The sequence below is a fragment of the Bacillus sp. UNC69MF genome (assembly GCF_000746035.1).
In the GTDB taxonomy this organism is placed as follows: Bacteria; Bacillota; Bacilli; order Bacillales; family Bacillaceae; genus Bacillus; species Bacillus velezensis.
On the sequence record NZ_JQKM01000012.1, the window covers coordinates 48,307 to 65,776 of the forward strand.

Sequence of the window (17,470 nt, forward strand, 5' to 3'; positions counted from 1 at the left end):
TAGAGCATATAGTGTAACAAAATGCTTGAAGTTGGGGGATTGCAATGAAATTTTTGTTTGGTTCAATCAATTCTACTGTTTTAACGATGGCCGGTTTACGAGTTTTGTCCTCGCTCATTGAATTATCGGCCGCTATTATCATGCTTTTGACAAACGACATCAGAAAGGCGGTTGTGGTGAATAGTATTTTGGCAATCGTCGGCCCGCTGATCTTTATCATCACAATGACGATCGGCATTTATCAGATTGCCGGACAGCTCTCATATGCAAAATTAATATTGATTTTTGCGGGAGTGGTGCTGATTTTGGCCGGTGTGCATAAATAGAGGGCCGGGGTGTCATAAAGTCTGTCCCGGATCATACATTTTAAAGAAGCCAATCGGTAAAAAAGGAGGAGACTCTATTGAATGAGATTACAGAGGTTCTCCCTGAATTATTGAGAGATGCCATCTCCGCTGTGCCCGAAGAAGCGAGGCGGGATACAGAAGAAATCAGAATCCGCGTCGACAGGCCGGTTGAACTGATCCAAAAAGGACAACCTTTGTATTTGTCATATGTCTGTACGGCCGGCGACGCACAGCTGATCCTCAGCCGGCTCAGCAATTACAGTATGTACACGCTGGAAGAAGAGCTGAAAAAAGGATATATCACAATCAGAGGAGGCCACCGTGTGGGGCTGGCCGGAAGAGTCATCGTCGAAAACGGAGCCGTCAAAGGACTCCGGGATATTACTTCTTTTAATATCCGAATCGCCCGGGAGAAGCTGGGAATCGCAGAACCGCTCATTCCTTTCTTATGGAAAGAAAACTGGCTGAATACGCTGATCATCGGTCCTCCGCAAACGGGGAAAACGACCTTGCTTCGTGATTTGGCCCGGCTTTCCAGCACCGGATCAAAACGCATTCCCGCAAAAAAGACAGGTATCGTAGATGAACGTTCGGAAATTGCCGGCTGCCTGCGGGGCATTCCCCAGCACAGTTTCGGCCGCAGAATCGATGTCCTTGATGCCTGTCCGAAGGCGGAAGGGCTGATGATGATGATTCGCTCTATGAGTCCTGATGTCATAATTGTGGATGAAATCGGGAGAATGGAAGACTCACAAGCGCTGCTGGAGGCGCTCCATGCGGGCGTATCCGTTATCGTATCTGCGCACGGGTGGAATATGAAAGACTTGGTCAAGAGGCCGTCGCTGAAAATGCTTTGGGAGGAAAACGTGTTTGACCGGTATGTTGAACTGTCAAGGCGCCGCGGTCCGGGAACGATCAGCAGGATGTACGGAAAGGACGGGGAACCTGTTCCGCATGCTGAAAGCGTGATGACATGCTGAAGCTTTTGGGTGCCGTGTTTATTCTGACAGCGACGACTTGGACCGGATTTGAGATCGCCAAAATGTATATAGAAAGGCCGAGGCAGATCCGTCAGCTGCGCGCGGCGCTCCAATCGCTTGAAGCGGAAATCATGTTCGGGCATACACCGCTGCATATCGCCTCGGGACAAATTGCCGCACAGCTTTCCAAACCTGTATCGTTATTGTTTCAAGCTTTCAGCAGAAGGCTTGAGCAGGGAAGCGATTCCGCCAAAACGGCTTGGGAACAGAGCTTGAAACATAATTGGTCGTCCATGGCGATGAAAAAAAGCGAATATGATGTACTGAAGCAATTCGGAGAGACGCTCGGGCTCCATGACCGTGTTTCTCAGCAGAAACATATCAAGCTTGCGCTTACACATTTGGAAGCGGCGGAAGCGGATGCCGGACGGGCGCAGGCGAAAAATGAAAAAATGGTGAAAAGCTTAGGATTTTTAGCCGGACTGTTACTCATTCTTCTATTGATGTAAACATGAGGGGAGCAAACATAAAATGGGAGTCGACGTAAATGTCATTTTTCAAATCGCCGGAGTCGGTATCGTGGTTGCGTTTCTGCACACCATACTTGACCAAATGGGAAAAAAAGAATACGCCCAGTGGGTGACGCTGCTTGGCTTTATCTATATTTTATTTATGGTGGCGACGATTGTCGATGACCTGTTCAAAAAGATCAAAGCTGTGTTTCTATTCCAAGGATAGGGGGGCTTACAGATTGAGATTGTTCAAATTGTAGGTTTAGGCCTGATCGCCACATTTCTCTCCCTGATCGTAAAAGAACAGAAACCGACTTTCGCGTTTATGATTGTCGTCTTCAGCGGCTGCGTGATCTTTCTTTATCTCATCGACCAGATTTACGACATTATCAGAATGATAGAAAAAATAGCCGTCAATGCAAATGTCAATATGGTCTATGTGGAAACCATTTTAAAAATTATCGGCATCGCCTACATTGCTGAATTCGGAGCGCAGCTTACAAAGGATGCGGGCCAGGGAGCGATTGCTTCGAAAATAGAGCTGGCCGGAAAAATTTTGATACTGGTAATGGCCGTGCCGATACTCACCGTCATTATTGAAACGATTCTCGGACTTATTCCTTCTTGATCATAAATAAAATGGAAAGGGGGGCACAAAAAATGAAGCGCTTTCGGTGGGCGGGAGCTTTTTTGTTCATCCTCTTATTTTTTCAGACTGAATGTGTACAAGCTGCCGGAACAGACGGTGCGTCGCAGGAAACCGCAGTTCACCAAGAATCCGCTGATGAAGTGGCGAAAAAGCAGGCCGAAGCGCTGAAAACAGAAGGCATCGGAAAGTTTTGGGACGACATCATGACAGAATACGGCGGTCTTCTGCCTGAAAGCCAAAAGGGAAGCATCATCGACTTTATTAACGGAGAAAAAACGTTCTCACCGGAGGCATGGCTGAAGGCTTTATTTTCATACTTGTTTCATGAAGTGCTCGCAAACGGAAAGCTTCTGGGAACTTTGATTCTTCTCACCATTTTTTGTGTCATTCTGCAGCTCCTGCAAAATGCGTTCCAGCAGAGCACCGTCAGCAAAGTGGCTTATGCAATCGTCTACATGGTGCTGATTATTCTCGCTTTAAACAGCTTTCATGTTGCCGTCAATTATGCCAGTGAAGCAATTCAGACGATGACAAGCTTCATTCTCGCGCTCATCCCGCTTTTACTCGCGCTTTTGGCGTCTTCCGGGGGAGCCGTCTCCGCAGCTTTTTTTCACCCCGTTATTTTATTTCTGATGAATACGAGCGGCCTTCTTATTCAAAACATCGTCATGCCGCTTATCTTCCTGTCAGCGATTTTAAGCATCGTCAGCACGATGACGGATCAATATAAAGTCACGCAGCTTGCCAATCTGCTCAGAAATATCGCGATCGGCGCGCTTGCCGTATTTCTCACCGTGTTTCTCGGCGTCATCTCCGTACAGGGGGCTTCGGCTGCCGTGACGGACGGGATTACGCTCAGGACTGCAAAATTTATAACAGGCAATTTTATTCCCGTGCTCGGCCGGATGTTTACGGATGCGACGGATACGGTCATCAGCGCCTCGCTCTTATTAAAAAACACCGTGGGAATCCTCGGAGTCGGAATTTTGATCTGCATCTCCGCGTTTCCGGCGATCAAAGTGCTCTCGCTCGCTTTTATTTATAAGCTCGCGGCCGCTATTCTGCAGCCGCTCGGAGGCGGGCCCGTCATTACGTGCCTCGGCGTCATCAGCAGAAGCGTACTGTATATTTTCGCGGCGCTCGCCATCGTCTCTCTCATGTTTTTCCTCAGCATCACAGTCATTATTACAGCAGGCAACCTCACCATGATGATGAAATAAAGGAGGCCCATTGGATATGAGCTTTTTAACAGAATGGCTGACAAGCATTATTTTATTTATCTTATTCGCCATCGTCATCGACATGCTGCTGCCCAGCTCCAGTATGCAAAAATACGCAAAGATGGTTGTCAGCCTGCTGTTAATCATTGTCATGCTCAACCCGATATTCAAACTTTTCAAAACAGACCCGGAAATCATCTTCGATTATTTGACAAAACAAGAGCAATCTCAATCCGCTGATATAAAAAATCAAATTAAATCAGAAAAAAAAGAAATACAAGCATCAAACCGCGCATATGTTTTAGAAGAAATGGCTGTCCAACTAAAAAAGAAAGCGGAGGAGATGTTCAGTCATGACGAATACAAAATAGACGACATCCGCCTTACAGCGGAAGAACAGGTTCGTTCAGAAGAAGATGTAAAAACGATCAGCGTGTATATGGCCCCATCTTCTGAAAAAACCGTGCAAACCGTCGCACCGATCGACATCCGCACAGACCGCAAATACGAACCGGAAGGCGCAGCCGACAAAAAAGAGGCCGCAGACATCAAAGAAAAACTTGCGGATATATGGGAAATCGGCAGTGAGAAAATTACGGTTTATATGGAAGGCGGGGAGAAAAACGGCCATGAATAAAAACGGACTATGGACCATACTCAAAAAACAGCTGATGATCGGACAGGCGAAAGACGGAGAAAAACCAAAACTGACAAAATATCATTACTTTCTGTTCGTGTTTGTGCTCGGGGTATCTTTTATGCTGGTGAGCCAGCTGTTCTCTTCACCGGAGAATACCGGGAAGGACCAAGCGGCGCAGACCGTCATGTCCGGCCGAACGGAAGACAAAAGCGGGCAAAAAAGCGCACCCGTTTTTAAGGCATCGAAAGACGGCAGCGCAAAAACCACGATCGATGATTACGAAAGAGACTATGAAAACCAGCTGAAAGAAATCCTTGAAACGATTATCGGCGTGGAGGATGTCTCAATTGTCGTAAACGTAGACGCAACATCTTTGAAAGTGTTTGAGAAAAATAAAACGAAAAAAGACACCACCACTGAAGAAACCGATAAAGAAGGCGGCAAAAGAAGCGTAACCGATCAAACCTCTGAAGAACAAATTGTCATGATTCGAAACGGGGATCAGGAAACCCCGGTCGTCGTCCAGACGAAAAAGCCCGATATCCGCGGTGTACTCGTTGTCGCTCAGGGAGTGGACAACGTTCAAATAAAAAAAACCATCATTGATGCCGTCACAAGGGTGCTTGATGTTCCGAGCTACCGTGTAGCGGTTGCCCCTAAAAAAATCAAGGAGGATTCATAAATCATGCTGAAAAAACAAACGGTTTGGCTTTTAACAATGCTCAGTCTCGTCGTGGTATTAAGTGTTTATTATATTATGTCGCCGGAAAGCAAAAATGCCGTGCAGATGAAAAGCGAAAAAAGCAGCGGAGAAGTCGCCACTGAAAAAACGCCGGCTCCTGAAACGAAAGATAAGAGCGGAAGCGGCACGGAAAAAGAAGACGGTACAAAAGGAACGAAAGATTCTAAAGGCACAAAAGAGGATAAAGAAACATCAGCCGAAGCTTCGGACAAAGACGGATCGGTCGCCACAGAAACAGCTGATGAAAACTTATTTACCGCATACCGCATGGAGCTTGAAGACGCGAGAAGCAAAGAAAGGGAACAGTTAAACAGCATTGTTTCAAGCGATGATGCGACCGCAAAGGAAAAAAGCGAAGCCTACGATAAAATGACGGCGCTGAGCAATGCTGAAGGGACGGAAAAACAGCTGGAAACGCTGATTAAAACACAAGGCTACAAAGATGCGCTCGTGGATGCTGAAGGAGACAAAATCAACATTACCGTCATGTCTGACAAACATTCAAACGCAAAAGCTTCCGCTATCATTGACCTGGTGGAAAAAGAAATCAAGACGATGAAAGACGTCGCCGTCACGTTTGAACCGACAAAATAAGAGACCTGAACCGCCCGCACCCGCTGCGGGCTTTTCTGATGTCATTTTAGATCAGTGTTGAATTTACACAAGCGCTCCTGTAAGATAAACATAGTATGTACTTTTAGTAGCAACCCATAAATTTCTATTTTTTATACATAGGAGTGGAAACTGATGTTAAAAATCAACGAAATTCATGAACTGATAAAAAGAATCGATGAATCTTCCATCGACGAATTTGTTTACGAAATTGAAGGCGTAAGCCTCAAACTGAAAAAAAATGAAGCGCCGGCAGTGAATGTAACGGGACAAGCCCAAGCCGTTCCCGCCGCTTACGCACCTGCTCCGCAGGCTGCAAAACCGGAAGCGAGTGAAGCCGCTCCTGCTCAGGAAGCGCCGAAACAAGACGAAAACCTGCACAAAATTACGTCTCCGATGGTCGGAACGTTTTATGCTTCTTCATCGCCGGAAGCCGGCCCTTACGTAAACCAAGGTTCAAAAGTGAGCGAAAATACAGTTGTTTGTATCGTAGAAGCAATGAAACTCTTTAACGAGATTGAAGCCGAAGTAAAAGGAGAAATCGTTGAAGTGTTAGTTGAAAACGGCCAGCTGGTCGAATACGGACAACCTCTATTTCTTGTAAAAGCTGAGTAAGGAGACCTGCTATTATGATTAAAAAGCTATTGATCGCCAACCGAGGAGAAATCGCCGTCAGAATCATCCGGGCCTGCAAAGAGCTGGGCATTGAAACTGTAGCCGTTTATTCTGAGGCAGATAAAGACGCCCTGCATGTCCAAATGGCCGATGAGGCTTTTTGTATCGGGCCGAAAACATCAAAAGAAAGCTATTTAAATGTAACGAACATCGTCAGCGTCGCAAAGCTGACCGGCACGGATGCGATTCATCCGGGATACGGGTTTTTAGCTGAAAACGCCGACTTTGCCGAGCTGTGCGAGGAATTAAACGTAACGTTTGTCGGCCCTACGGCTGACGCCATTTCAAAAATGGGAACAAAAGATATCGCGCGCGACACGATGCAGCTGGCGGGCGTGCCGATTGTGCCCGGTTCAAAAGGAATCATAAAAAATACGGAAGAAGCGGTTTCGCTTGCAGGTGAAATTGGGTATCCTGTCATTATAAAAGCCACTGCGGGCGGAGGCGGAAAAGGCATCCGGGTCGCACGCACAGAAGAAGAACTGATCAAAGGCATTGAGATTACCCAGCAGGAAGCCGCTACGGCATTCGGAAATCCGGGTGTGTACATCGAGAAGTACATAGAAGATTTCCGCCATGTTGAAATTCAGGTGCTTGCGGATAATTACGGAAACACGATCCATCTCGGAGAGCGTGACTGTTCTATCCAAAGACGTCTGCAAAAACTTCTTGAAGAGTCACCGTCACCTGCGCTTGATTCTGAAATCAGGGAGCAGATGGGTGAAGCAGCGGTAAAAGCAGCGAAGGCCGTCGGTTACACGGGAGCCGGCACAGTAGAATTCATCTATGACTACAGAGAACAGCGCTACTACTTCATGGAAATGAACACGCGTATTCAAGTAGAGCATCCTGTCACAGAAATGGTGACGGGAACGGATCTGATCAAAGAACAGATCAAAGTGGCATCCGGACAGGAGCTTTCGCTCAGACAGGAAGACGTTGAATTTAACGGCTGGGCGATTGAATGCCGCATCAACGCTGAAAATCCTGCGAAAAACTTCATGCCTTCACCCGGTAAAATTAACATGTACCTGCCGCCGGGCGGACTCGGCGTACGCGTGGATTCAGCCGCATATCCCGGCTACTCGATCCCGCCGTACTATGACAGTATGATTGCTAAAGTCATCACATACGGAACAACGCGTGATGAGGCAGTCGCACGGATGAAACGCGCGCTGAGCGAATTCGTGATTGAAGGTATTGAAACGACGATTCCGTTCCATTTGAAACTGCTTGAACACGAAACATTTGTCAGCGGAGAGTTTAATACAAAGTTTTTAGAAACATATGATGTAATGGGCTCATAATTTTTGCGGGAGGTGAATTGAATGGAAGACAACAGTGTGCTTAAAATGGATCATGATGAGGCTCATTTAGGCAAGGTTGAAATTGCTCCTGAGGTCATTGAAGTCATTGCCGGCATCGCCGCTTCCGAAGTTGAAGGAGTTGCGGAAATGCGCGGCAATTTCGCCACGGGCGTCGTAGAACGCTTCGGCAAAATCAATCACGGCAAAGGCGTAAAGGTCGATTTAGCCGATGACGGGATTACCATCGACGTCTATTGCGTCGTTCAATTCGGGATCTCGATCCCGAAAGTGGCGGCAAGCGTTCAGGAGAATATCCGCCAAACCTTATTAAACATGACGTCTCTGACCATTAATGAAATCAATATTCATATCGTCGGCATTCAATTTGACACGAAAGCCCAAGAAGTCGAAATCGACGAAGAAATGTAATGAGCGTATAAAAACCAAGGGGATGGGCAGCCCTTTGGTTTTTTATACGTTTCCCGTCATTTCAGGCATGAAGAAAGCCGGCTTACAAACGGCAGCCGAGTTTCTTCATGCTGTGAAATCCGAATGAAATTAATACGGTTTGTGAAAATATTCGGCATTAGGGTGAAAAAACCTAAATTTCGACATGCGATTGAGAAAAAAATATGTTATGATCTCTTTAAGCTTAACGACAAGCGGATAAAGCGGATCTGAAGGAGAAAGAAAATGAAAAGAAGAACAGCTAGAGAAAAAGCTTTGCAGGCACTTTTTCAGATTGATGTCAGCGATATTGCACCGAACGATGCCATTGAGCACGCGCTTGATGGTGAAAAAACAGATGCCTTCTTTGAACAGCTGGTGTACGGAGTGATCGAACATCAGGTTCAGCTTGATGAAATGATTTCCGGCCATCTCGTCAATTGGAAGCTTGACCGGATTGCAAACGTAGACCGCGCGATCCTGCGTCTGGCGGTGTATGAAATGGTTTATTCTGACGACATTCCTGCTAACGTGTCATTAAACGAAGCAATCGAGCTGGCAAAACGGTTCGGCGACGATAAAGCTGCAAAATTCGTAAATGGGGTTCTTTCTAACATTAAAACTGATATCGAATCATAGGAGGCAAGAAAATGACTGCAACAATCATCGACGGAAAAGAAACGGCTAAAGAAAAACGCGAACAATTGGCAAAAGAAGTAGAAGAGCTGAAAGCACAAGGCGTAGTGCCTGGATTGGCGGTCATTTTAATCGGAGACGATCCCGCTTCTGTTTCATATGTGACAGGCAAGAAAAAAGCCGCTGAAACAATGGGAATGAAATTTAAGCTTGACCGCTTTGACTCAAGCTTAACCGAGGCGGAGCTTTTAACAGTGATTGATCAGTATAATCAAAATCCGGAATTCCACGGCATTCTCGTCCAGCTGCCGCTCCCGGATCATATTTCTGAAAAAGCCGTAATCGAGCGGATCTCCCCTGATAAGGATGTTGACGGTTTCCACCCTCTCAACGTCGGGAAAATGCTGCTTGGCGAAGATACATTTCTTCCATGCACGCCGCACGGAATTGTCGAGTTATTGAAAAAGACGAACGTAGATCTTTCCGGCAAAGAAGTTGTTGTAGTCGGACGAAGCAATATTGTCGGTAAACCGGTCGGCCAGCTGCTGCTGAACGAAAACGCGACCGTCACATATTGCCATTCCCGCACGAAAAATATGTCTGAGCATACGAAAAAAGCAGATATTCTTGTGGTAGCGGTCGGTAAAGCGAACTTCATCAAAGCTGATCAAATCAAAGAGGGCGCCATTGTCATTGATGTCGGCGTCAACCGTCTCGAAAGCGGAAAACTCTGCGGAGACGTTCAGTTTGATGAAGCGAAAGAAAAAGCATCTTTCATTACGCCGGTGCCGGGCGGAGTAGGTCCGATGACCATCACAATGCTTGCGCATAATACTGTTAAATCTGCCAGACGTACGTTATCATAGATAACCGGAGACAGTCACAAAAATTGTGACAATGAGCACGATACCCGCTTCTTAAGGCTCCTTTCAGCCAGAGCGGGTTTTCTTAGTTTAGGGCAAAAAGCCTTTATGAAAGGAGTGCAGGATGTGAGTGAAGCGGCATATGTCACGGTTTCCGCGCTGACCAAATACATTAAACGAAAATTCGATGTGGACCCTCATCTTGAAGACATTTGGATTAAGGGTGAGCTCTCCAATGTTAAAATTCATACGAGAGGCCACATCTATTTTACATTAAAAGATGAGCATGCCCGCATGCAGGCCGTCATGTTTCAGAGGCAAAGTTCGAGGCTTGCGTTTAAGCCAGAAGACGGAATGAAGGTCATCGTAAGAGGCGGCATCTCCGTCTATGAACCGAGCGGAAGCTATCAGCTGTACGCGAAAGAAATGCAGCCGGACGGTGTGGGGGCGCTCTACTTAGCATATGAAGAATTAAAGAAAAAACTTGCCGGCGAAGGGTTGTTTGATGACCGGCATAAGCAGGCCATCCCCGCTTTTCCGGCCACGATCGGGGTCGTCACGTCACCGACGGGAGCAGCCGTCAGAGACGTCATTACCACACTCAAAAGAAGATACCCCCTTGTGAAAGTCATTGTGCTTCCCGCGCTCGTTCAAGGTGAAAATGCCAGCAGATCGATTGTGAAGCGCATTGAAGAAGCCAATGCACAAAAAATGTGTGACGTCCTGATCGTCGGAAGAGGAGGGGGCTCGATCGAAGAATTGTGGGCATTTAACGAAGAAATCGTGGCCCGGGCGATTTTTGCTTCCGCCATTCCGATTATATCAGCCGTCGGACATGAAACAGATTTTACAATCAGTGATTTCGTCGCGGATATCCGGGCGGCAACGCCGACAGGAGCGGCAGAAATCGCCGTCCCCCACACGACGGACTTAATGGAACGGACAAAAACGGCGGAAGTCCGCCTGACAAGAGCGATGCAGCAGCATATCAGCAAGAAAAAAGAACGGGTTCAATCGCTCCAGTCATCCTACGCGTTCCGTTTTCCGAAACGATTGTATACCCAAAAAGAACAGCAGTTTGACCTTTTGTATCAGCAGTTCCAATCACAGCTCACAGGGCTTACGGACAGGAAACAAAGGCAGCTGGAGCGGAATACGTACAGATTAACGGCGCTCCACCCTGAAACCCAGCTGAAACAGGCGAAAAAACGGTACGAGGAGCGCTCAAATCAGCTCGCCCGAAGCATGAATGTCCAGTTGAAGCAGCTTCATTCGCAGTTTCAGACGGTTCTTGGTAAACTGAATGCATTAAGTCCCCTTCAGGTGATGGAGAGAGGATACAGCCTGGCCTATAAAGACAAAGAGCTGATCAAAAGCGTTGATCAAGTGGAACAAAATGATACGCTTGAAGTAAAGATGACAGACGGCGTTCTGACGTGTGAAGTATTGCAAAAGAGAGGCGAACGATAATGACAGAAACCAAAAAAAGTGAAGAGCTGACATTTGAAGAGGCGATGAAAGGCCTTGAAGGCATTGTGGCAAAGCTTGAAGAAGGAGACGTGCCGCTGGAGCAGGCGATTAATTATTTTCAGGAAGGGATGGCCCTTTCAAAAATGTGCCATGAAAAGCTTCAGCATGTCGAAAAGCAAATGGACTTTATTTTAAAAGATAACGGCGAACTTGCACCTTTCAGCGTTCAGGAGGAAGACGAAGGTGACAAATAAACTGGACGCATTTTTAGCATCGCGCAAACAACTGATTGAACAGCAGCTTTCTTTGTATACAGAACGGCTTGCGATGCCGGAAACCCTCAAAAAATCTATGCTGTATTCTTTGGAAGCGGGCGGAAAGAGGCTGCGCCCCCTCGTCGTCTTAGCCGTTCTGAATGCTTACGGAAAAGATGAAAAAGACGGGATTCCGGTCGGATGCGCTGTCGAAATGATTCATACGTATTCTTTAATCCATGATGATCTGCCTTGCATGGACGATGATGATCTGCGCCGGGGAAAGCCCACAAACCATAAAGTCTTCGGAGAAGCGGCAGCCGTATTGGCCGGAGACGGGCTTCTGACAGAAAGCTTTAAATTGATCACATCTCATGTGTCTGAGGCGGTTTCAGCAGAAAAACGGCTCCGTCTCGTCGATGAGCTGATCAGCGCGGCGGGAACGGAAGGAATGGTCGGCGGACAGGCTGCCGACATGGAAGCGGAACAAAAGCGGATAACGCTTGAGGAGCTGGAATCCATCCACGAGCGGAAAACGGCCAAGCTCCTCGGTTTTTCCGTGACGGCGGGCGCCATTTTGGCAGATGCGCCGGAGGATGAAGTCGAAAAGCTCCGTTTGTTCAGCAGCCATATCGGCATCGGATTTCAAATCAGAGACGACATCCTTGATATTGAAGGGCATGAGGAGAAGATCGGCAAACCGGTCGGCTCAGACTCGTCGAATGAAAAATCAACGTATCCGTCGCTTTTAACGCTTGAAGGCGCGAAAGAAAAGCTTGCGTATCATATCAGCGAGGCGAAACAGATCATCAGCGGCCTTTCTCTTCAGAAAGAACTGCTGCATGACCTCTGTGATTTAATCGCGGCGAGAGATCATTAAAAACGGTCCTGATTTGAAGGGGCTGCCGCTCCTATGGTAAAATGTAAGCAGTTTCGATGAAAATACAAAGGGAGTCTTTTTCTTTTTTCAAAAAGACACTGTTTAATTTGCAGAAATTCATGCTGAAAGTGAGTTGATCCGCTTTGGATCTTTTATCAATACAGGACCCGTCATTTCTTAAAAAGATGTCAATTGAACAGCTGGAAGAGCTGAGTGAGGAGATCCGCAATTTCCTCATCACATCGCTGTCTGCCTCTGGCGGCCATATCGGGCCGAACCTCGGGGTTGTCGAGCTGACAATTGCGCTTCACAAAGAATTTGACAGTCCGAAAGATAAATTTTTATGGGATGTCGGACATCAGTCCTATGTTCATAAACTGTTAACCGGACGCGGCAAGGAGTTTGAAACCTTGCGCCAATATAAAGGGCTTTGCGGTTTCCCGAAACGCAGCGAAAGCGAACATGACGTATGGGAAACAGGCCACAGCTCAACCTCGCTCTCAGGCGCGATGGGAATGGCTGCCGCCCGTGATATTAAAGGATCGAAAGAATATATCATCCCGATTATCGGAGACGGCGCTTTAACCGGAGGAATGGCGCTTGAAGCGCTGAACCATATCGGTGATGAGAAGAAAGACATGATCGTCATCCTGAATGATAATGAGATGAGCATTGCGCCGAATGTCGGGGCGATTCATTCTATGCTGGGACGGCTTCGCACGGCCGGCAAATATCAATGGGTAAAAGACGAGCTTGAATATTTATTTAAGCGCATCCCGGCCGTCGGCGGAAAATTGGCCGCCACAGCTGAACGGATAAAAGACAGTTTGAAATATATGCTTGTGTCAGGCATGTTTTTTGAAGAGCTGGGCTTTACGTATTTAGGCCCGGTTGACGGTCATTCCTACCACGAACTGTTTGAAAACCTGCAATACGCCAAAAAAACGAAAGGCCCTGTCCTGTTACATGTCATCACGAAAAAGGGCAAAGGCTATAAACCGGCTGAGACCGACACAATCGGCACATGGCACGGAACGGGTCCGTATAAAATCAATACGGGTGATTTCGTCAAGCCGAAAGCCGCGGCGCCTTCATGGAGCGGACTTGTCAGCGGCACCGTGCAGGAGCTGGCACGTGAGGATGACAGAATTGTCGCCATTACACCGGCCATGCCGGTCGGCTCCAAACTGGAAGGGTTTGCTAAAGAATTCCCTGAACGCATGTTTGATGTCGGAATCGCAGAACAGCATGCGGCGACGATGGCGGCTGGAATGGCGCTCCAAGGCATGAAGCCGTTTCTTGCGATTTATTCGACCTTTTTGCAGCGGGCGTACGATCAGGTCGTCCATGACATCTGCCGTCAAAACGCGAATGTGTTTATCGGCATTGACCGCGCCGGTTTGGTCGGCGCTGACGGGGAGACGCATCAAGGCGTCTTTGACATCGCCTTTTTGCGGCATATACCAAACCTCGTTTTAATGATGCCGAAGGATGAAAATGAAGGCCGCCATATGGTCAATACAGCCCTTAATTATGAGGAGGGTCCGATCGCGATGCGCTTCCCGCGCGGGAACGGGCTCGGCGTAAAGATGGATAAAGAGCTGAAAACCATTCCGATCGGAACATGGGAAGTGCTCCGTCCCGGAAAAGACGCGGTCATTTTAACATTCGGTACGACCATTGAAATGGCGCTGGAAGCGGCTGAAGAACTGCAAAAAGAAGGCCTGTCCGTGCGTGTCGTGAATGCGCGGTTCATAAAACCGATTGATAAACAAATGATGAAGGCCATTCTTAATGAAGGTCTGCCGATTTTAACGATAGAAGAAGCCGTGCTTGAAGGCGGATTCGGCAGCACGATTCTTGAATACGCTCATGACCTCGGCATGTATCATACACCGATTGACAGAATGGGCATCCCAGACCGGTTTATTGAACACGGCAGCGTAACCGCCCTGCTTGAAGAAATCGGTCTCACGAAGGTTGAGGTTATGAACCGGATCAAACTGCTGATGCCGCCGAAGACACATAAAGGAATTGGATCATGACAGCAAAAAAAGAACGATTAGATGTACTTCTTGTAGAAAAAGGCCTTGCGGAAACGCGGGAAAAAGCGAAACGCGCCATTATGGCGGGCATCGTATACTCAAATGAAAACCGATTGGACAAACCGGGTGAAAAAATCGCCCGGGATCTTCCGTTAACGGTAAAAGGAAACCCTCTTAAATACGTCAGCAGAGGCGGATTAAAGCTTGAAAAAGCTCTGGAAGTGTTTCCCGTCTCGGTAAAAGGAAAAACGATGATTGACATCGGCTCGTCTACAGGGGGATTCACGGATTGCGCCCTCCAAAACGGAGCCGAGCGGTCCTACGCAGTGGATGTCGGCTATAATCAGCTTGCTTGGAAGCTCAGACAGGACGAGAGGGTCGTCGTCATGGAACGGACGAATTTCCGCTATTCCGAGCCTTCCGATTTCACAGAGGGTTTGCCGGAATTTGCGACAATCGATGTTTCTTTCATCTCACTCCGCCTCATTCTGCCGGTTTTAAAAACGCTGCTTGTACCGGGGAGCGATTGTATCGCACTGGTGAAGCCGCAATTTGAAGCCGGACGGGAATCCGTCGGAAAAAAAGGCATTGTCAGAGATCCCGGTGTTCATACTGACGTTCTCCGCCGCATGAATCAATTTGCCGCTTCTGAAGGATATACAGTGAAAGGACTGTCCTTCTCACCGATTACAGGGGGAGACGGCAATATTGAGTTTCTGCTTCATTTGGAATGGGGCGGAGAAGACGGAAACGGCGCTGAACTGCCGGAAGAAGACATTCTCCGTACCGTCCGCGAAGCACATGAGACATTAAAAGCCAAAAAGACAGATGTACCGGAATAATAGGGGGCTATTATTCCTTTTTTCTGCCATCATGTACTTTTTATCAAGAAGCGGTTAACATAATGACAAGAACAGCTTGAAAACAGAGGTGCTTACATGACAAAAGGCCAAAGGCATATAAAAATCAGAGAGCTTATTACAAGCCATGAGATTGAAACGCAGGATGACTTAGTTGACATGCTGAGAGAAGAAGGATATAAGGTAACTCAGGCGACTGTCTCCAGAGACATTAAAGAGCTGCATCTCGTAAAGGTGCCGACAAACAACGGCTCCTACAAATACAGCCTGCCGGCGGATCAGCGGTTCAATCCGCTGTCAAAACTGAAGCGTTCATTAATGGATGCGTTCGTAAAAATTGACTCAGCAAGCCATATGATCGTATTAAAAACGATGCCGGGGAATGCTCAGGCAATCGGCGCTCTGATGGATAATCTCGAATGGGAAGAAATCATGGGCACGATTTGCGGAGATGACACGATCTTAATCATCTGCAGGACGCCTGAAGATACGGAGGGCGTTCAAAGCCGTCTTTTGGAGCTGCTGTAGCGTAATTATCAGATAAAAGGTGGAATGCTGTTTGTTAGCTGAACTATCAATAAAAAACTTTGCCATTATAGAGGAACTGACGATTTCGTTTGAACGGGGGCTCACCGTCCTGACGGGAGAAACAGGGGCCGGCAAGTCAATTATTATAGACGCCGTTTCCCTATTAGTCGGCGGCCGCGGTTCGTCTGAATTTGTCCGTTACGGTGAAACAAAGGCCGAGCTTGAAGGACTGTTTCTTTTGGACAGCGGTCATCCCGTTTTTGAAGTATGCCGTGAGCAGGGAATAGACGCATCTGACGACATGATTGTCATGAGAAGGGACATTAATGCCGGAGGAAAAAGCGTCTGCCGTGTCAACGGAAAATTAGTGACGATTGCGGCTTTAAGGGAGATCGGCAGACTTTTATTAGATATTCACGGACAGCATGATAACCAGCTGTTAATGGAGGACGATAAACACTTAGAGCTGTTGGACAGGTTTGCGGGCGCTGAGGCCGAATCCGCGCTTCAGGCTTACCATGAAGGCTATGAGCGTTATATGAAGCTGCTCAAAAAAGTGAAGAAGCTGTCAGAAAGCGAGCAGGAAATGGCGCATCGGCTAGACCTGATTCAATTTCAGCTTGAAGAAATCGAGTCGGCGAAGCTTGAATTGAATGAAGACGAGCTTCTTCAGGAAGAACGGAAGCAGATATCCAATTTTGAAAAAATTTATGAATCATTGCAAAACGCCTATAATGCGCTCCGCAGCGAGCAGGGGGGGCTTGACTGGGTCGGAATGGCCTCTGCCCAGCTTGAAGATATTTCGGATATCAATGAACCGCTGCAAAAGCTGTCAGAAAGTGTGTCAAGTTCCTATTATCTGCTGGAGGATGCAACCTTTCAGATGCGCAATCTGTTAGATGATCTGGAATATGACCCGGAACGGCTGAATTTTATTGAAACCCGTTTAAACGAAATTAAACAGCTGAAGCGCAAATACGGAGCGACGGTAGAAGACATTTTGGAATACGGCTCCAAAATAGAAGAGGAAATCGATCAAATCGAGAACCGCGACAGCCACCTTGAAGCGCTGAAGAAGGAATTGGAGTCGGTCGGCAAAGATGTGGCCGTAGAAGCCGCCAATTTATCAAAAATCAGAAAAGCTTGGGCTAAGAAACTGGCGGAAGCGATTCATCAGGAATTAAAAAGTCTGTATATGGGCAAATCAACGTTTGATACGGAATTTCTCGTGAAAACCGATCCGTCAGCCAGTGAAGCACCGGTTGTTAACGGGCAGCCCGTGCAGCTTACCCAAAAGGGGATTGACCTTGTGAAGTTTTTAATTTCAACAAACACCGGTGAGCCTTTAAAACCGCTGTCAAAGGTCGCTTCCGGAGGCGAGCTTTCAAGGGTGATGCTGGCGATGAAGAGTATTTTTTCTTCCCAGCAGGATGTCACCTCCATCATCTTTGACGAAGTGGACACCGGTGTAAGCGGGCGGGTTGCCCAAGCCATCGCGGAAAAAATCCATAAAGTATCGACCGGTTCACAGGTGCTCTGCATTACACACCTGCCGCAGGTTGCAGCTATGGCGGATACGCACCTTCTAATCGCAAAAGAATTCAAAGACGGCCGGACGACAACGCATGTCACGCCGCTTTCCAAACAGGACAAGGTAGCGGAAATCGGCCGCATGATTGCGGGCGTCGAAGTGACCGATCTGACAAAACGGCATGCACAAGAGCTTTTAAAACAGGCCGGACAGGTAAAAACGACAGGATAAGCTGCTGATACAGGCAGCTTATTTTTTTGTTCCATTTCTCT

The 17,470-nt window shown here is 47.4% G+C and carries 21 protein-coding genes; all 21 read left to right on the top strand.

The window, feature by feature from the left end:
- The first annotated feature begins 44 nt into the window (after positions 1 to 44).
- The 21 genes from BR62_RS0109300 (at position 45) to recN (ending at position 17,429) form a co-directional block, all read left to right on the top strand.
- The gene (locus tag BR62_RS0109300; protein ID WP_003153124.1) at positions 45 to 326 is read left to right on the top strand and encodes a YqhV family protein; all 282 of its coding nucleotides are present in this window, start codon (positions 45 to 47) and stop codon (positions 324 to 326) included.
- Between the two features lie 77 nt (positions 327 to 403).
- Positions 404 to 1,327, top strand: coding sequence for a stage III sporulation protein AA (gene spoIIIAA, locus BR62_RS0109305; protein WP_007408342.1), 924 nt, complete (start codon positions 404 to 406; stop codon positions 1,325 to 1,327).
- Positions 1,321 to 1,836: a stage III sporulation protein SpoIIIAB gene (gene spoIIIAB, locus BR62_RS0109310; protein ID WP_032870611.1), complete on the top strand. Its 516-nt coding sequence runs from the start codon at positions 1,321 to 1,323 to the stop codon at positions 1,834 to 1,836. The genes spoIIIAA and spoIIIAB overlap by 7 nt, the downstream gene beginning before the upstream one ends.
- Positions 1,837 to 1,858: 22 nt before the next feature.
- On the top strand, positions 1,859 to 2,065 hold the full coding sequence (gene spoIIIAC, locus BR62_RS0109315) for a stage III sporulation protein AC (protein WP_003153142.1): 207 nt from the start codon (positions 1,859 to 1,861) through the stop codon (positions 2,063 to 2,065).
- Between the two features lie 12 nt (positions 2,066 to 2,077).
- Positions 2,078 to 2,467, top strand: a complete 390-nt coding sequence (gene spoIIIAD, locus BR62_RS0109320) for a stage III sporulation protein AD (RefSeq protein ID WP_071392571.1) — start codon at positions 2,078 to 2,080, stop codon at positions 2,465 to 2,467.
- Positions 2,468 to 2,499: 32 nt separating this feature from the next.
- Complete coding sequence (gene spoIIIAE / locus BR62_RS0109325; protein WP_003153145.1) at positions 2,500 to 3,708, top strand: stage III sporulation protein AE; 1,209 nt, start codon at positions 2,500 to 2,502, stop codon at positions 3,706 to 3,708.
- A gap of 16 nt (positions 3,709 to 3,724) precedes the next feature.
- A complete protein-coding gene (spoIIIAF, locus tag BR62_RS0109330) occupies positions 3,725 to 4,345 on the top strand; it encodes a stage III sporulation protein AF (protein WP_003153146.1) in 621 nt (206 codons plus the stop codon).
- The gene (spoIIIAG, locus tag BR62_RS0109335) at positions 4,338 to 5,030 is read left to right on the top strand and encodes a stage III sporulation protein AG (RefSeq protein ID WP_032870613.1); all 693 of its coding nucleotides are present in this window, start codon (positions 4,338 to 4,340) and stop codon (positions 5,028 to 5,030) included. Before spoIIIAF ends, spoIIIAG begins: the two co-directional genes overlap by 8 nt.
- Positions 5,031 to 5,033: 3 nt before the next feature.
- On the top strand, positions 5,034 to 5,684 hold the full coding sequence (locus tag BR62_RS0109340) for a SpoIIIAH-like family protein (protein WP_007408346.1): 651 nt from the start codon (positions 5,034 to 5,036) through the stop codon (positions 5,682 to 5,684).
- A 153-nt stretch (positions 5,685 to 5,837) separates the two neighbouring features.
- Entirely contained in the window at positions 5,838 to 6,317 is a 480-nt protein-coding gene (accB, locus tag BR62_RS0109345) for an acetyl-CoA carboxylase biotin carboxyl carrier protein (protein ID WP_007408347.1), read from the top strand.
- A 14-nt stretch (positions 6,318 to 6,331) separates the two neighbouring features.
- A complete protein-coding gene (gene accC, locus BR62_RS0109350; protein WP_007408348.1) occupies positions 6,332 to 7,684 on the top strand; it encodes an acetyl-CoA carboxylase biotin carboxylase subunit in 1,353 nt (450 codons plus the stop codon).
- Between the two features lie 21 nt (positions 7,685 to 7,705).
- Entirely contained in the window at positions 7,706 to 8,113 is a 408-nt protein-coding gene (locus tag BR62_RS0109355) for an Asp23/Gls24 family envelope stress response protein (protein WP_003153156.1), read from the top strand.
- 264 nt (positions 8,114 to 8,377) lie between these two features.
- Entirely contained in the window at positions 8,378 to 8,770 is a 393-nt protein-coding gene (gene nusB / locus BR62_RS0109360; RefSeq protein WP_007408349.1) for a transcription antitermination factor NusB, read from the top strand.
- A gap of 11 nt (positions 8,771 to 8,781) precedes the next feature.
- Positions 8,782 to 9,633 (top strand): bifunctional methylenetetrahydrofolate dehydrogenase/methenyltetrahydrofolate cyclohydrolase FolD, encoded by an 852-nt coding sequence (gene folD / locus BR62_RS0109365; RefSeq protein WP_007408350.1) that lies wholly within the window; start codon positions 8,782 to 8,784, stop codon positions 9,631 to 9,633.
- A gap of 123 nt (positions 9,634 to 9,756) precedes the next feature.
- Positions 9,757 to 11,100 (top strand): exodeoxyribonuclease VII large subunit, encoded by a 1,344-nt coding sequence (xseA, locus tag BR62_RS0109370; RefSeq protein WP_007408351.1) that lies wholly within the window; start codon positions 9,757 to 9,759, stop codon positions 11,098 to 11,100.
- Positions 11,100 to 11,354, top strand: coding sequence for an exodeoxyribonuclease VII small subunit (locus tag BR62_RS0109375; RefSeq protein ID WP_007408352.1), 255 nt, complete (start codon positions 11,100 to 11,102; stop codon positions 11,352 to 11,354). The genes xseA and BR62_RS0109375 overlap by 1 nt, the downstream gene beginning before the upstream one ends.
- A complete protein-coding gene (locus BR62_RS0109380; protein ID WP_012117964.1) occupies positions 11,344 to 12,234 on the top strand; it encodes a polyprenyl synthetase family protein in 891 nt (296 codons plus the stop codon). The genes BR62_RS0109375 and BR62_RS0109380 overlap by 11 nt, the downstream gene beginning before the upstream one ends.
- 143 nt (positions 12,235 to 12,377) lie before the next feature.
- Positions 12,378 to 14,279, top strand: a complete 1,902-nt coding sequence (gene dxs, locus BR62_RS0109385) for a 1-deoxy-D-xylulose-5-phosphate synthase (RefSeq protein ID WP_032870616.1) — start codon at positions 12,378 to 12,380, stop codon at positions 14,277 to 14,279.
- A complete protein-coding gene (locus BR62_RS0109390) occupies positions 14,276 to 15,121 on the top strand; it encodes a TlyA family RNA methyltransferase (protein WP_007612503.1) in 846 nt (281 codons plus the stop codon). Before dxs ends, BR62_RS0109390 begins: the two co-directional genes overlap by 4 nt.
- A gap of 96 nt (positions 15,122 to 15,217) precedes the next feature.
- Positions 15,218 to 15,667, top strand: a complete 450-nt coding sequence (gene ahrC, locus BR62_RS0109395; protein WP_003153173.1) for a transcriptional regulator AhrC/ArgR — start codon at positions 15,218 to 15,220, stop codon at positions 15,665 to 15,667.
- Positions 15,668 to 15,698: 31 nt separating this feature from the next.
- Positions 15,699 to 17,429, top strand: coding sequence for a DNA repair protein RecN (recN, locus tag BR62_RS0109400; protein WP_007408359.1), 1,731 nt, complete (start codon positions 15,699 to 15,701; stop codon positions 17,427 to 17,429).
- Positions 17,430 to 17,470 lie beyond the last annotated feature (41 nt).

Coding starts and splice junctions, on each gene's coding strand:
- spoIIIAE (WP_003153145.1), top strand. CDS start 2,500: ATGAAGCGCTTTCGGTGGGCGGGAGCTTTTTTGTTCATCCTCTTATTT.
- ahrC (WP_003153173.1), top strand. CDS start 15,218: ATGACAAAAGGCCAAAGGCATATAAAAATCAGAGAGCTTATTACAAGC.
- accC (WP_007408348.1), top strand. CDS start 6,332: ATGATTAAAAAGCTATTGATCGCCAACCGAGGAGAAATCGCCGTCAGA.
- accB (WP_007408347.1), top strand. CDS start 5,838: ATGTTAAAAATCAACGAAATTCATGAACTGATAAAAAGAATCGATGAA.
- spoIIIAG (WP_032870613.1), top strand. CDS start 4,338: ATGAATAAAAACGGACTATGGACCATACTCAAAAAACAGCTGATGATC.
- spoIIIAC (WP_003153142.1), top strand. CDS start 1,859: ATGGGAGTCGACGTAAATGTCATTTTTCAAATCGCCGGAGTCGGTATC.
- spoIIIAB (WP_032870611.1), top strand. CDS start 1,321: ATGCTGAAGCTTTTGGGTGCCGTGTTTATTCTGACAGCGACGACTTGG.
- BR62_RS0109390 (WP_007612503.1), top strand. CDS start 14,276: ATGACAGCAAAAAAAGAACGATTAGATGTACTTCTTGTAGAAAAAGGC.
- BR62_RS0109300 (WP_003153124.1), top strand. CDS start 45: ATGAAATTTTTGTTTGGTTCAATCAATTCTACTGTTTTAACGATGGCC.
- folD (WP_007408350.1), top strand. CDS start 8,782: ATGACTGCAACAATCATCGACGGAAAAGAAACGGCTAAAGAAAAACGC.
- BR62_RS0109340 (WP_007408346.1), top strand. CDS start 5,034: ATGCTGAAAAAACAAACGGTTTGGCTTTTAACAATGCTCAGTCTCGTC.
- BR62_RS0109355 (WP_003153156.1), top strand. CDS start 7,706: ATGGAAGACAACAGTGTGCTTAAAATGGATCATGATGAGGCTCATTTA.
- BR62_RS0109375 (WP_007408352.1), top strand. CDS start 11,100: ATGACAGAAACCAAAAAAAGTGAAGAGCTGACATTTGAAGAGGCGATG.
- nusB (WP_007408349.1), top strand. CDS start 8,378: ATGAAAAGAAGAACAGCTAGAGAAAAAGCTTTGCAGGCACTTTTTCAG.
- spoIIIAF (WP_003153146.1), top strand. CDS start 3,725: ATGAGCTTTTTAACAGAATGGCTGACAAGCATTATTTTATTTATCTTA.